Origin of the sequence: Jiangella rhizosphaerae (assembly GCF_003579925.1) — a bacterium.
GTDB classification, from domain to species: domain Bacteria; phylum Actinomycetota; class Actinomycetes; order Jiangellales; family Jiangellaceae; genus Jiangella; species Jiangella rhizosphaerae.
The window spans coordinates 1-13856 of sequence record NZ_QUAL01000091.1 but is presented as its reverse complement, the minus strand read 5'-3'; the positions used below and the strand labels follow the sequence as shown (position 1 = coordinate 13856).

The window sequence follows — 13856 nt, the reverse complement described above, 5'->3', positions numbered from 1 at the left end:
GCCCGCCGCGTTCGCCGTCCCCGGCCTGGTCGGTGGCGCGAGCGCCGGCAGCGCCGCCGCCGCGCCCGTCGTCCCGCCCGCGCCGACGGGGTTCGACCCCGGCAGCCCGCGGTTCTCGCTCGCCGTCCTGCCGGACACGCAGTACCTCTTCGACGAGGACCGTTCCGACCCCGAGCCGCTGGCCACGACGTTCCGCTACCTCACCGAGCAGCGCGGCCTCGCCAACGTCGCGTTCATGACGCACCTCGGCGACATCACCGAGCACGGCACGCAGGACGAGATCGACCTCGCCGGCCGGACGTTCGAGGCGCTCGACGGCGTCGTGCCGTTCAGCGTGCTGGCCGGCAACCACGACATCCCCGGAGGCAACGACCAGCGCGGCGACACGCCCTACCTGCGCGCCTTCGGCCCGTCGCGGTTCGCCCGCAGCGAGACGTTCGGCGGCTCGTCGCCCGACGGCTACAACAGCTTCCACGTCATCCCTGCCGCGGGCCGCGAGTGGCTGGTGCTGGCGCTGGACTGGCGCGTCTCCGACGCCGGCCTGGCCTGGGCCCGCGGCGTCGTCGACGCGCACCCGCAGCTGCCCGCGATCGTCACCACCCACGACCTCGCCTACGCCGGCGACGACGGCGCCGCCTACCTGTCCGGCAACGGGCAGCGGCTGTGGGACGGGCTGATCCGCGGCAAGGACCAGATCTTCCTCGCCCTCGGCGGGCACTACTGGCCGCCCGGCCGCACCGTCCTCACCAACGACGCCGGTCACGACGTGCACGTCCACATCACCAACTACCAGGACCGCTACTACGGCGGCGCCGGCATGATCCGCCTCTACCAGTTCGACCTGGTGCGCAACACCATCGACGTCGAGACCTTCGCGCCGTGGTTCCTCATGCGCGAGGCGGGGGAGCGGCCGCCGCTGGGGTCGGAGGTCATCGAGCTCACCGACGACGTCGACCGGTTCAGCCTGCCGGTCGACTTCTCCGCCCGGTTCGCCGGCTTCGCGCCGGACACCCGGCCGCCGTCCCGCCCGCCGACCCGCGTGATCGGACGCGACACCGTCGCCTACTGGCGCTTCGACACGCTCGGCCTGCGCGGCCGGGTGGCCGACGGCGTGACGGTCGCCGACGGCGCGGTCGCCCAGGACCTCACCCGCAAGGGCAACGACCTCGTCGTGCGGCGCCTGCACTCGTCGGCACCGGGCCTGCTCACGCGGTCGCTGGACCACCACGACGGCGCGCCGGCCCACGCCAGCCTGCGCTTCGACGGCGGCCAGTCGCCCGACCGCGGCGCGATCCTCGAAGCCGTGGCCGACGCGCCGATCAACTCCGAGAAGTTCCTCGGCGGCTTCACGATCGAGCTCTTCGTCAAGCTGCCCGAGCCGTTCGAGGGCAACCACGCCTGGATGGGCATCCTCAGCTGGCAGGGCCGCGCCGGCGACGCCGGCAAGACCAACGGCTACTCGCCGCTGGAGTCCACCTGCAGCCTCAACGTGTCGCCCGAGCGGTTCCTGCAGTTCGTGCTCTACCCCCACGTCGAGGACGCCTCGCCGACGCACTGGAGCCACGCGCTGCCGGTGGGGCGCTGGTTCCACGTCGCCGTCGTCAACGACGGGTCCCAGACGGTCGTGTGGGTCGAGGGCTCGCCGATCTCCCGCAACCCGAAGCAGCCGGCGCACGGCATCGCGACGCTCGGCCGACCGTTCACGCTCGGCGCCAACGGCTGGGACCTCGGCTTCGGGCAGGGCTTCTACGGCTTCCTCGGCGACGTCCGCATCAGCCGGCGAGCGCTGGACCCGTCGGAGTTCATGACACCGTTCGAGTGAGGGCCGGAAGAATTTTCCGTGTCAAGTGCGCAGGTGGGAAGGCAGATCGACGCCAGTTGTACGCCTTCGCTACAGACTGTGGACGTTTCTGTCCGTCACCATAGGGGTGTGGCGATCGAGGACAGGACCACCACACGGGCCCGGCGGCGTGCGATGTTCGGCAGCACTCGCCGGGTCGTCGGTCTGCTGGCCGTGCTCGCGATCCTGGTGGTCGTGGGCGTCGTCATCGTGCCGTCGGTGCTGCCCAACCTGATCTCGGCCATGCGCAGCAACCCGCACGTCCCGCTGCTCGTCGCGCTGTTCTGGGTGCTGGCGACGACGGCGTCCGTCGCCGGCAAGCGGGCCATCGCCGCCGGCCACCTCACCTGGTCCGGCGCCGCCACCGCGCACGTCGGCGGCACGGTGGCCAACCGGGTCGTCCCGGCGGGCGTCGGCGCGGCCGGCGTGTTCGTCGCGGCGCTGTGCCGGGGCGGCGCCTCGCACACGGTGGCCGCGGGCGTCGTCGCGCTCTGGGCGGTGGCCGGCGGGCTGGCACACGCCTGCGGACTGCTGATCGGTTTCGTCTGGCTGCGCGAGGGATGGAGCGGGCTGCTCACCGTCGCCGTGGTGGCGGCGGTGCTGGTCGTGGCGGTGCGGCTGCTGGTCCGGCGGCTGGCCGCCCGGCGCAGCGCCCGGCCGGTGACCGAGCCCGTGCCGGCGCCGGTGACGGTCCTCCCGGCGCGGCAGACCAAGCTCCAGCGGCTGCGCGCGACGGTGCGCGACGTCGTCGCCGCGGTGCGGGCCCGGCCGGTGCTGGCGCTGGCCGCGCTGGCCGCCCAGCTGGCCGCCGCGACCTGCCTGGCCACGGGGTTCGCGCTGACCGCCGTCGGCTTCGGCGTCGAGATCAGCATCGGCGTCGGCATGGCCGCCTACCTCGCCGGCACCGCGCTGTCCGCCGCCACCCCGACCCCGGCCGGCATCGGCTCGGCCGAGACCGCGCTGATCGGCGCCCTCATGCTGGCCGGCGCCGGCCTCGGCGAGGCGCTGCCGGTCGTGTTCCTGTTCCGCGCCGTCATCCTCGTCGCGCCGGTCCTCGCGGCGGCCGTCATGGCGGCGTCCTGGGTGGTCGTCCGGCTGGTGAACGCCGCCCGCGCCCGGCGGCGCGCCCCGCGGACGCCCCACGCCCTGCTGCCGGCGGTCGTCCTGGCCATCGAGCCCGACGCGGCTCCCGACGCCGCCTCGTCCTGAGCCACGCCGGCTCCGGACATGCCCGCGAACAGAGCGAGCGCCCGCCGGCCTCCCGCCCGCGGTTGCCGACGCCTACCTGGAGCTCAAGGCCACCGGCCGCCTCTGACGGCGTGGAGGTTCGCCGGGGTGGGCTCCCCGTCCCCCTGCTGCCCGATTCTCTTGCCGCGAACGGGCGCGTCAAGCGGACTATGAGGCGCTTCGCGCGGCGATGACCGCTTGACCCGCCCGTCCGCGGCGAAGAACGGGCAGCTATCAGGGGGACGGGGAGGATGTGGGCACGCCTCGGCGTTGGCGTGCCCGTTTCGTCCGACTTTGTCGGGCTGTGGACAGCGATGATCATCGGCGATCGTGTACATCACGAGGATTACGTGAGCTTCAACATGGCTGTAAGGGTGTTGAGGCTGGGGTAATCCTCGTGATGGCCCGCGAATCACGGTGAAATCTCACCACGTGGACGCCCAACGACAGCAAACTCACACCGTAACGGGGCCGACGCCCGGGCCCGGTCGCCGCTCTTCCCCCGTCCCCCTGATAGCTGCCCGCGGCCAGGACAATCGGGCAGCAGGGGGTCGGGGCCAACGCGGCAAGGACGGCCAACGCGGCACCACGAGCCGCATCGCCGGCGCACAGTCAGTCGCGCACCGGCAGGGGAAGCTCGGCGGAGACGGTCGTGCCGGCGCCGGGCGGGCTGGCGACGTCGAGCGTGCCGTCGACGCCGGCCAGCCGGTCGGCCAGCCCGGCGAGGCCGTGGCCCTTGCCCAGATGGGCCCCGCCCCGGCCGTCGTCGCTCACCTGGACGTGCAGCGCGTCGCCGACCCGCAGCACCGACACCGCGCACGTCGACGCCCCGGCGTGCTTGGCCACGTTCGTCAGCGACTCCGTCACCACGAAGTACGCCGCGTTCTCGATCGACGCCGGCAGCCGCTCGCCGTCGGCGAGGTCGACGTCGAGCGTCGTCGGCACCGGGCAGCGGGCCGTCGCTGCGGCCAGGGCCGCGGGCAGGCCGCGGTCGGTGAGGATGGGCGGGGCGATGCCGCGCGAGACCGCGCGCAACTCGGCCAGCGCCTCCTTGGTCTGCAGCACCGCCTCCTCGACCAGCGGCCGCGCGGCCTGCGGGTCGTCGTCGAAGCGGCGCTGGGCCGACTCGAGGTCCATGGTGAGGCGGACGAGGCGCTGCTGCGGGCCGTCGTGGATGTCGCGCTCGACCCGGCGCAGCATCTCGGCCTCGGCGGCCACGACGGACTGACGGCTGCGGCTCAGCTCCTCGGTCCGCGCTCGCAGCGCCGCCGTCTCGTTCGTGAGCAGCCCCCACGCCAGCGACGACTCCAGCACCGCGACGCCGCGCAGGATGTGCGCCAGCGCCAGCGGCAGCCCGCGGAACCCGCCGCCACCGGCGATGGCCCAGGCCAGCAGGATCAGTGGGGACAGGCCGATGGTCAGCGCCAGCCAGATGACCGTGACCGTCCAGGTGAAGATCCGCACCGGCAGGATCAGCACGCTGAACAGCCAGTCGCGCCACGACTGCCGGTCGCGCAGGACCTCCAGCACGCGGGACAGGCCGCGCTCGCGGGCCGGCGCGTAGTACACCGGCCCGACCTCGCGCCGCTCCATCGCCCCGACCCGCGCCCGCTCGACCCGGGCGAACCCGCGCGCCGTCAGCAGCGTCGCCATCAGGATGAACAGACCGACGAAGGCCAGCACCACCAGGCCGAGGCCGAGGACGAAGCCGACGACCATCACGGTGAACGAGGCGACGGCGATGGGCAGACCCGGCAGCAGATAGCCGAGGTCACGGCCGATCTGCCGCCAGGTCACCCGGGGCCGGGTGGCGTCGTCGCTCATCGGGCGGTGCTCGCGGCCGGGATGGGCAGCTCGGCGGTGACGGTGGTGCCGCCGGCGGGCGGGCTGACGACGTCGAGCCGGCCGTCGACGCCGGCCAGCCGGTCGGCCAGCCCGGCGAGGCCGTGGCCCTTGCCCAGGTGCGCCCCGCCGCGGCCGTCGTCGGCGACCTGGACGTGCAGGACGTCGCCGACCCGGACCACGGACACCGCGCACTGCGACGCCTGCGAGTGCTTGGCGACGTTGGTCAGCGACTCGGTGACGACGAAGTAGGCCGCGTTCTCGATGGCCGACGGCAGCCGCTCGGCGAGGTCGGGGCCGATGTCGAGCGTGGTGGGGACGGGGCAGCGGGCCGTCGCGGCGGCCAGGGCCGCGGGCAGGCCGCGGTCGGTGAGGATGGGCGGGGCGATGCCGCGGGAGACGGCACGCAGCTCGGCCAGCGCCTCCTTGGTCTGCGTGACGGCGCCCTCGAGNGTCGCGCTCGACCCGGCGCAGCGTGTCGGCCTCGGCCTGCACGACCGCCTCGCGGCTGCGGCTCAGCTCGTCGGCGCGGGCCCGCAGCGCCGCGTTCTCGTTCGTCAGCATGGCCCAGACCAGCGACGACTCGGTCAGCGCGAACGCACGCAGCAGGTAGGGGAGGGTCGCCAGGAAGACCAGCCCGATGGCGGTGTTCAGCGCGACGTCGGCGCCGCGGCCGTCGCCGAGGCCGATCAGCTCGGCGAGGGTGTCGTTGTCAGGACCGCGGTCGGGCAGTGACCACTCCCACAGCGCGTACGTGCTGCCGCCCAGTGCGGCGGCGGTCCACGCGATGGTCATGCTCCAGGTGAAGCAGCGGATCGGCAGGATGAGGATGCCGAAGCCCCACTCGCGCCACGCCAGCGGGTCGCGCAGGAAGCTGAACAGCCGGCCCAGGCCCTTGCCGGAGGCGGGACGGTGGTAGGCCGGGCCGACCGGGCGGTCCTCCATCACGGCGACCCGGGCCCGCTCGGCGACGGCGAAGCCCCGGGCGGCGCCGAGCATGGCGATCCACACGATCAGGCCGAGGAAGGCCAGCACGAACAGACCGGCGCCGAGGGCGAACCCCGTCACCATGATCGTGAAGGAGGCGATGGCGATGGGCAGCCCCGGCAGCAGGTAGCCGAGGTCGCGGGGGACCTGCCGCCAGCCGGCTCGCGGCCGGTCGGTGATCTGCGTGTTCATGCCTCTAGCCTTCCGTGTGCTTGCAGGGTAGACGAGCCGGTCACCCGGTGAGTCCGAGGTGGGGCTGTCCCCACCCGGCCGATGAGGTGCACCGCAACCGCCAGCGCGGCGGCCGAGCAGAGCAGCCACCAGGGCAGATCCGAGCGCCACCGTTCGTCGAACGCCGTGGGCGGCACGTACCCGGCGACCCGGACGGCGACGGCGGCCACCAGCGCCACCGCGGGCAGCTGCCACAGGTAGACGGTGACGAGCCGCGGCGCCAGCCAGGCCAGCCCGCCGGCCACCGGAGCGCCCGCCGTCCACCGGTCGGCCAGCGGGCGGGCGGCCAGCGCCAGCCCCAGCTGCGCGGCGGTCGACCCGAGCAGCACCGTCGCGGACGGGACCGGGCCGGCCTCGGCGTCGGGCAACGCCGACAGCACCAGGCCGCACGCGCCCACTGTCGCGCCCGCCGCGGCCACCATCAGCGCGTGACGGGGACGCAGCCGGCCCAGCGTGCCGGCGCGGATCATGACGCCGGTCTGGTAGTCGGCCAGCCACACCGCCGCGACCACCGCCACCGCCGATCCCGCGAGGTCGGCCAGCATCGCGGCCGCGGCCGCCGCCGCCAGCTCGGCGCCGCGCCAGCGCGCGTGCAGCCGGAACAGCGTCCGCCGGGCCGCCGTCAGGATCACCAGCGCCGCCGGCAGCCACAGCAGCCGCGCCGCGCCGTCGATCAGCGGCACCGCGACGACGGCGAACGGCAGCGCCGCCCGGGCGACGACCGGCAGCCCGCCGAGCCCCGCGATCCCGGCCGCGAGCAGCGCCAACGGTGCCGCGAGCACGACGGCCGCCGCAGCTGCCGTCGTCACCCGGCCGGTCTGCGGGTCGGTCACCGGCAGCACCCAGTGCAGGGCGACGACGAGCGCCACCGCGGCCAGGCCGAGCACGGCGGCGAACCGGGCCGGCGGGGCGGTGGAGGGCACGGTTCCACCCTGGCCGCCGGCGGGCTCCGGCGCAGCGCGGCCTGCTCCAGTCCCGGGGGTGGGGACAGCCCCACCCCCTTGGCACGCCGGCGGTGACCTCGCACGCCCGATTCGTCCCGGTTCGTGGAACCATCCAGCGTGCCAAGGTCGGGCCTGTGGACAGCGATCGGCACGGATTCCCGAACTCGGGCAGGCTGGGCCGACGTGACCGTGCGGAACGTCGAGGCCGGGGTGTGCACCACCGCGGAGCTGCGGGCCCGTGGCATGAGCGCGGGCGCGCTGCGGCATGCCGTCGCGACCGGCCGGCTGGTCCGGCTGCGCCGCGGCGTCTACTGCGACGGCGGCCTGTGGCGGGCGAGCGCCCGGCAACCGGCTGCTCGGCACATCCTCGAGGCGCGCGCCGCCTGGCTCGCATTGGGCCGGCGCGGCTGGGCGACCGGCTACTCGGCGGCGGTGATCGCCGGGCTGCCCGTGCCCCATGGCGAGCCGCGGCAGCTGCGGTTCTCGCTGCCGCAGCGCGGTCACGGCCGGCGGGCGTACCACGGCCTGCGCCTGCGCACCGCCGGGATCGACCAGGCGGACGTCCTGCTGCTCCACGGGGTGCCGGTGACCGCTCCCGCCCGCACGGCGCTGGACGTGGCACGCGAGCACGGGTTCGGCGTCGGTCTGGTGCTCGCCGACGCCGCGCTGCGGCTGGGGATCGCGTCGGCCGACGAGCTGCGGCGCGTCGCCGACCGGCTGGCTCGCTGGCCGGGCGGCCGGCAGTCCCTGCTGGTGGCCACGCACGCCGACGGTGCGCGGGAGTCGCCCGCGGAGTCCATCTCGTACGCCGCCGTCGTCGACGCCGGCCTGCCGCTGCCCCGATGCAACGTCTGGGTGGTCGGTCACGGCGCCGGCGGTGTGCGGACCGACTTCGTCTGGCGGGAGCACCGGCTGGTGCGGGAGGTCGATGGCGGCGTGAAGTACACCGACCCGCGCCGGCCCGACCGTGAGTTAGTGCTGGTCGACGAGAAGCGCCGGCAGCTGCGGATCGAGGAGGCCGGCTTCGTCGTCGTCCGCTGGACCGGGGCGGAGGCGATCGGCCGGCCCGAGGCGGTGCGGGAACGCATCCTGCGGCACTCGAGGATCGCGGCGGAGATGTACGGTGTCGCGCCGCTGGACCACGAGGCCTTGGCACGCTGAAGCGCACGCCTTGGCTCGCCGACGATGACCTCCCGCGCCCGATTCGTCCTGGTTCGTGGAGCGCGCCGGCGTGCCAAGCGTCCAACATCGAACCTGGCAAGCGCGAGCGTGCGTCCTCGCCATAGGATCGGGTGCGTTCCCCGACCATGGAGTTCGCCATGCCCTCGATCAGTCGCGAGGAGGTCGCGCACCTGGCGCACCTCGCTCGCCTCGACCTCGCCCCCGACGAGCTGGACCATCTGGCCGGCCAGCTCGACCAGATCCTCGGTGCGGTCGCGCAGGTCACCGAGGTCGCGGCCGACGACATTCCGCCGACGTCGCACGCGCTGCCGCTGACCAACGTGTTCCGCGAGGACGAGCAGCGCGCCTGCCTGCCCGCCGAGTCCGTCCTGGCCGCCGCGCCCGCCGCCGAGGACGGCCGGTTCCGCGTGCCGCAGATCCTGGGGGACGAGCAGTGAGCGGCCTGACCCGCAGGACGGCGGCCGAACTGGCCGCCGCCATCAAGCAGGGCGAGGTCAGCGCCGTCGAGGTCACCCGGGCGCACCTCGACCGCATCGCCGAGGTCGACGGCACCGCCGAGGCCGGCGTGCACGCGTTCCTGCACGTCGACGCCGACGGCGCGCTGGCCGCGGCCGCCGTCGTCGACCAGAAGCGGGCGGCCGGCGAAGAGCTGGGCCCGCTGGCCGGCGTCCCGCTGGCGCTGAAGGACGTCATCACCACCGCCGACATGCCGACCACCGCCGGCTCGAAGATTCTCGAGGGCTGGCGGCCGCCGTACGACGCCACCATCGCCCAGCGCATGCGCGAGGCCGGCATCGTCATCCTCGGCAAGACCAACCTCGACGAGTTCGCCATGGGCTCGTCGACGGAGAACTCCGCGTTCGGCCCGACCCGCAACCCGTGGGATCTCACCCGCATCCCGGGCGGCTCCGGCGGCGGGTCCGCGGCCGCGCTGGCCGCGTACGAGGCGCCGCTGGCCATCGGCACCGACACCGGCGGCTCGATCCGCCAGCCGGCCGCCGTCACCGGCACCGTCGGCGTCAAGCCCACCTACGGCGGCGTCAGCCGCTACGGCCTCATCGCCTGCGCGTCGAGCCTCGACCAGGCCGGCCCGTGCGCCCGGACGGTGCTCGACGCCGCGTTGCTGCACACCGTCATCGCCGGTCACGACCCGCTCGACTCCACCAGCATCGCCCAGCCCGTGCCCGACGTCGTCGCGGCGGCCCGGCGCGGTGCCGAGGGCGACCTCACCGGCCTGCGCGTCGGCGTGGTCAAGGAGCTCGGCGGCGAGGGCTACCAGGCCGGCGTCGAGGCGCGGTTCAACGACACCGTCGCGCTGCTGTCGAAGCTGGGCGCCGAGGTCGTCGAGGTGTCCTGCCCGCACTTCACGTACGGCCTCGCGGCGTACTACCTCATCCTGCCCAGCGAGGTGTCGTCCAACCTGGCCCGGTTCGACGCCATGCGCTACGGCCTGCGCGTGGGTGACGACGGCACCCGCAGCGCCGAGGAGGTCATGAGCCTCACCCGCGGCCGGGGCTTCGGCGCCGAGGCGAAGCGGCGCATCATGCTCGGCACGTACGCGCTCTCGTCGGGCTACTACGACGCCTACTACGGCCAGGCGCAGAAGGTCCGCACGCTCATCGCGCGCGACTTCGAGGCCGCGTTCGCGCAGGTCGACGTGCTGGTCTCGCCGACGACGCCGACGACGGCGTTCCCCATCGGCGAGAAGGTCGACGACCCGCTGGCCATGTACATGAACGACCTGTGCACCATCCCGAGCAACCTCGCCGGCAACGCGTCGGCGTCGTTCCCCGCCGGGCTGGCCGACGAGGACGGCCTGCCGGTCGGCCTGCACGTCATGGCGCCGGTCATGGCCGACGACCGCCTCTACCTCGTCGGGGCCGCGGTCGAGAGCGCATACGCCGCGCAGTGGGGGGGAACGTTGCTGGAACAGGCACCGGCTCTGGAGGGGATCGGACAGTGAACGTCAAGTACCTGGCCAAGTTCGGCGGATCGGCCCTGAGCGCGGGCACCGCGGTGCGCAGCCTCAACAAGGCCCGCCGCGACAAGGACGGGCTGCGGATGATCGACGCCGTCCTCAGCATCCTGTCCGTCGCCATCACCATCGCGATCGTCGTGCGTGAGCTCCGCGAGTCGCAGGACGAGAACAAGCCGCTGGTCGAGCTGAAGGACGGCGAATGACGGTCACCACGGCGCTGCCCTCGTTCGACGAGGCCATCGCGACGTACGAGCCCGTCATGGGCATGGAGGTGCACGTCGAGCTCGGCACCGCCACGAAGATGTTCTGCGGCTGCTCGACGGCGTTCGGCGCCGAGCCGAACTCGCAGACCTGCCCGACGTGCCTGGGCCTGCCGGGGTCGCTGCCGGTGGTCAACAAGATCGCCGTCGAGTCGGCCATCCGCATCGGCCTGGCGCTGAACTGCAGCATCGCCGAGTGGTGCCGGTTCGCCCGGAAGAACTACTTCTATCCGGACATGCCGAAGAACTTCCAGACGTCGCAGTACGACGAGCCCATCGCCTTCGACGGCTGGCTCGACGTCACGGTCGACGGCCAGACGTACCGCATCGGCATCGAGCGGGCGCACATGGAGGAGGACACCGGCAAGTCGCTGCACGTCGGCGGCGCCACCGGCCGCATCCACGGCGCCAGCCACTCGCTGCTCGACTACAACCGCTCCGGCATCCCGCTGATCGAGATCGTCACCAAGCCGATCGAGGTGCCGGCCGAGGTGGCGCCGGCGGTCGCGCGGGCGTACGTCACCGAGCTGCGCGAGCTCATCCGTGCCCTCGGCGTCTCCGAGGCGCGCATGGAGCTCGGCCAGATGCGCTGCGACGCCAACGTGTCGCTGCGGCTGCCCGGCGACCCGTACGGCACCCGCACCGAGACGAAGAACGTCAACTCGCTGCGGTCGGTCGAGCGGGCCGTCACGTACGAGATCCGCCGCCAGGCCTCGGTGCTGTCGTCCGGCGGGACGATCGTGCAGGAGACCCGGCACTGGCACGAGGACACCGGCGAGACCACCGCCGGCCGCGTCAAGGAGGAGGCCGAGGACTACCGGTACTTCCCCGAGCCCGACCTCGTGCCCATCGCCCCGTCCCGCGAGTGGGTCGAGGAGCTGCGGGCCACGCTGCCGGAGCCGCCGTCGGTGCGACGTGCGCGGCTGCAGGAGGCGTGGGGCTTCACCGACCTCGAGATGCGCGACGTCGTCAACGCCGGCGCGCTGTCGCTGGTGTTCGACACCGTCGCGGAGGGTGCGACCGCGGGCGGCGCCAAGAAGTGGTGGCTCGGCGAGGTCGCCCGGGTCGCCAACGAACGCGGCGTCGCGCTCGACGACGCCGGCATCACCCCCGCCCAGGTCGCGCGGGTCGAGGCGCTCGTCGCCGAGGGCGCGCTGAACGACAAGCTGGCCCGCCAGGTGGTCGAGGGCGTGCTGGCCGGCGAGGGCACGCCCGACGAGGTCGTGGCGGCGCGCGGACTGGTGCTGGTGTCGGACGATGCGGCGCTGGGTGCCGCCGTCGACGACGCCATCGCCGCCCAGCCCGACGTCGCGGAGAAGATCCGCGGCGGCAACCTCGGCGCGGTCGGTGCGCTGATCGGCGCGATCATGAAAGCGACCAAGGGCCAGGCCGACGCCAAGCGGGCCCGCGAGCTCATCCTGGAGCGCCTGCAGGGCTGACGCCGTCGCTCCTGCGACTCGTGCGGCCGGCCGCGCGCCTTGCAATGAGCACGCCTGATGCCGGGACGGTGGCGTCGGGCGTCCCCCTGTTGCGTCGGGGGAAGAGCGGCGACGGCTGCCTCGGGCGTTGGCCCCGTTACTGTGTGGCGTTGGTGTCGTGGAGCGTCCACCTGGTGAGATTTCGCCGTGATTCAGGGGCCATCACGAGGATTACCCCAGCGTCAACACCCCTACAGCCGTGTTGAGGCTCGCGGAATCCTCGTGATGTAGGCGATCGCCGATGATCATCGCGCGCCGCAGCCCGACAACGCAGCCCGCTCTGCCCGCGGCGGAGCCGGCGACGCGTCAGGTGGTGGGCCGGCTGACGTGCATCTGGATGGCGTAGCGGTCGCCGCGGTAGAGGGACCGGCCGAATTCGACGACGTTGCCCATGGTGTCGACGGAGACGCGCTCGATGAGGAACGCGGCATCGTCCTCGGCGACCTCCAGCCGCTTGGCCTCTGCCGGGCGCAGGCGCGCGATGGACACCGTCTGCTCGGCCGACTCCAGCCGGACGCCGAACTCCCTGGCCAGCACGGCGTACAGCGACTCGTCGCGGTTCATCACGGTGAGCAGGTTCGCGAACCGGTCGGCGGAGAGGTTGGTCCGCTCCAGCGCCATCGGGATGCCGTCGGCGGTGCGGATGCGCTCGATCGAGTGCACCGGCGCGCCCGGCTCGACGCCGAGGCGGCCGGCGACGTCGCGCGTGGCCGGGCGGGTACGGGCGCGGTAGCCGCGCGCACCGGGGCTCAGGCCGCGGTGGCGCATGTCCTCGCTGAACGACCGGAAGATCTCCGAGTGGGTCAGGGCCGGGTGCTGCACGAACGTCCCACGCCCGGAGACGCGGCGGACCAGGCCACGCGCCTCGAGGTCGTCGATGGCGCCGCGGACGGTCATGCGGGCGACGCCGAACCGCTCGGCCAGCACCCGCTCGGACGGCAGCAGCGCGCCGTCGCGGGACCGCTGCACCAGCGAGGCCAGCACGTCCTTGATGTGCGCGCCCTTCGCGCGGTCTCCGGTCGTGAACACGTCAGGCGCGACGTCGTGCGGCTCGTGTCGCGGCCTCGGCACGGTGGGACTCCCTCGCTCGACCAGGTGCACACCATCCTAAGGCCACGTTGACACCGGTATAGACCGGTATTACGGTCGGGGGTCGTGGCGACGCCGGACACCTTCATCAGCATCGACGGGGGAAAGTCGGCGCTGCGGCTGCTGGTCGCGACCGGTGACCGGCGGCAGACGGGGGCGGGGCCGGGCATGAGCTACCGGCCGGGCGAGGACGGCGTCGAGCGCATCGCCGACGCCGTCCGGACGGCGGCCGCCGGGGTCGAGCTGCCGGACCGCGTGGCCGGGGTGATCGCCGGGCTGACGGGGGTGCCCGGCGACCCCGGACCGCGGCGGGCGCTGGCCCGGCGGCTCGGCGAGGTCCTGGGCGGGCCGGCGCTGGTCGCCGAGGACGTCCACCTCGCCCACGCCGGGGCGCTGAACGGCCCGGGCACGGTGCTGTGCGTCGGCACCGGCACGAACGTCCTGGCCATGGGGGCCGGCGGGGAGTACACCACGGTCGAGGGCTGGGGTCCGGCGCTGGGCGACCGCGGCAGCGGTTACGCGATCGGCCTCGCCGGCCTGCGCGCGGCGACGGCGGCGCTCGACGGCGTCGGCCCGGCCACCGCGCTGACCGAGCCGTTCCGGGACGCCGTCGGCGGCGGCGACCTGGGCGGGCTGCAGCGGTTCTACCGCGACCCGGACCTGGTCGCGCGGATCGCCGGCTTCGCGCCGGTCGTCCTCGCGGCGGCCGCCGACGACGCCGTCGCGCTGGCGATCTGCGACGCGGCGGTGGCCGACCTCGTCGCTCTCGCGGCGGCGGCCGCCGCCCGGCAGCCCGAC

The 13856-nt window shown here is 74.1% G+C and carries 13 protein-coding genes; 8 read left to right on the top strand and 5 right to left on the bottom strand.

What is annotated here, in order from left to right:
• Positions 1-1822 (top strand): LamG-like jellyroll fold domain-containing protein (locus DY240_RS09940; RefSeq protein WP_199701215.1); only part of this gene is annotated, 1822 nt, incomplete at its 5' end.
• A gap of 108 nt (positions 1823-1930) precedes the next feature.
• Positions 1931-3049, top strand: coding sequence for a lysylphosphatidylglycerol synthase transmembrane domain-containing protein (locus DY240_RS09935; RefSeq protein ID WP_147375265.1), 1119 nt, complete (start codon positions 1931-1933; stop codon positions 3047-3049).
• A 630-nt stretch (positions 3050-3679) separates the two neighbouring features.
• Here the strand turns inward: DY240_RS09935 and DY240_RS33260 are convergent.
• The 4 genes from DY240_RS33260 to DY240_RS31825 all read right to left on the bottom strand — a co-directional run bounded on the left by DY240_RS33260 (position 3680) and on the right by DY240_RS31825 (position 7050).
• Positions 3680-4891 carry a sensor histidine kinase gene (locus tag DY240_RS33260; protein WP_119659763.1) on the bottom strand — a complete coding sequence of 404 codons (1212 nt, stop codon included), beginning with the start codon at positions 4889-4891 and terminating at the stop codon, positions 3680-3682.
• Entirely contained in the window at positions 4888-5139 is a 252-nt protein-coding gene (locus DY240_RS34035) for a sensor histidine kinase (protein WP_407659297.1), read from the bottom strand. The genes DY240_RS33260 and DY240_RS34035 overlap by 4 nt, the downstream gene beginning before the upstream one ends.
• A gap of 223 nt (positions 5140-5362) precedes the next feature.
• A partial coding sequence (locus DY240_RS33255) for a sensor domain-containing protein (RefSeq protein ID WP_233552681.1) occupies positions 5363-6088 on the bottom strand: 726 nt, incomplete at its 3' end.
• Positions 6085-7050 (bottom strand): hypothetical protein, encoded by a 966-nt coding sequence (locus tag DY240_RS31825; protein ID WP_158602802.1) that lies wholly within the window; start codon positions 7048-7050, stop codon positions 6085-6087. The genes DY240_RS31825 and DY240_RS33255, both read right to left, overlap by 4 nt.
• A gap of 204 nt (positions 7051-7254) precedes the next feature.
• Between DY240_RS31825 and DY240_RS09915 the strand changes: the two genes are divergently transcribed.
• The 5 genes from DY240_RS09915 to gatB all read left to right on the top strand — a co-directional run bounded on the left by DY240_RS09915 (position 7255) and on the right by gatB (position 11930).
• Positions 7255-8232, top strand: a complete 978-nt coding sequence (locus DY240_RS09915) for a type IV toxin-antitoxin system AbiEi family antitoxin domain-containing protein (RefSeq protein ID WP_158602801.1) — start codon at positions 7255-7257, stop codon at positions 8230-8232.
• 158 nt (positions 8233-8390) lie between these two features.
• Positions 8391-8690, top strand: coding sequence for an Asp-tRNA(Asn)/Glu-tRNA(Gln) amidotransferase subunit GatC (gatC, locus tag DY240_RS09910; RefSeq protein WP_119659762.1), 300 nt, complete (start codon positions 8391-8393; stop codon positions 8688-8690).
• Positions 8687-10216, top strand: a complete 1530-nt coding sequence (gene gatA / locus DY240_RS09905; RefSeq protein ID WP_119659758.1) for an Asp-tRNA(Asn)/Glu-tRNA(Gln) amidotransferase subunit GatA — start codon at positions 8687-8689, stop codon at positions 10214-10216. Before gatC ends, gatA begins: the two co-directional genes overlap by 4 nt.
• Complete coding sequence (locus DY240_RS09900; protein ID WP_119659757.1) at positions 10213-10434, top strand: hypothetical protein; 222 nt, start codon at positions 10213-10215, stop codon at positions 10432-10434. Before gatA ends, DY240_RS09900 begins: the two co-directional genes overlap by 4 nt.
• On the top strand, positions 10431-11930 hold the full coding sequence (gene gatB, locus DY240_RS09895; protein WP_119659756.1) for an Asp-tRNA(Asn)/Glu-tRNA(Gln) amidotransferase subunit GatB: 1500 nt from the start codon (positions 10431-10433) through the stop codon (positions 11928-11930). Before DY240_RS09900 ends, gatB begins: the two co-directional genes overlap by 4 nt.
• 345 nt (positions 11931-12275) lie before the next feature.
• On the opposite strand, the gene DY240_RS09890 is transcribed toward gatB, so the two are convergent.
• On the bottom strand, positions 12276-13040 hold the full coding sequence (locus tag DY240_RS09890) for a GntR family transcriptional regulator (protein ID WP_158602800.1): 765 nt from the start codon (positions 13038-13040) through the stop codon (positions 12276-12278).
• An 84-nt stretch (positions 13041-13124) separates the two neighbouring features.
• Here DY240_RS09890 and DY240_RS09885 point away from each other — a divergent pair.
• A partial coding sequence (locus DY240_RS09885) for a BadF/BadG/BcrA/BcrD ATPase family protein (RefSeq protein WP_199701210.1) occupies positions 13125-13856 on the top strand: 732 nt, incomplete at its 3' end.

What these genes read in the sequence shown, in the direction of transcription:
- gatB (WP_119659756.1), top strand. Translation starts at nt 10,431, where the DNA reads ATGACGGTCACCACGGCGCTGCCCTCGTTCGACGAGGCCATCGCGACG.
- gatC (WP_119659762.1), top strand. Translation starts at nt 8,391, where the DNA reads ATGCCCTCGATCAGTCGCGAGGAGGTCGCGCACCTGGCGCACCTCGCT.
- DY240_RS33260 (WP_119659763.1), bottom strand. Translation starts at nt 4,891, where the DNA reads ATGAGCGACGACGCCACCCGGCCCCGGGTGACCTGGCGGCAGATCGGC.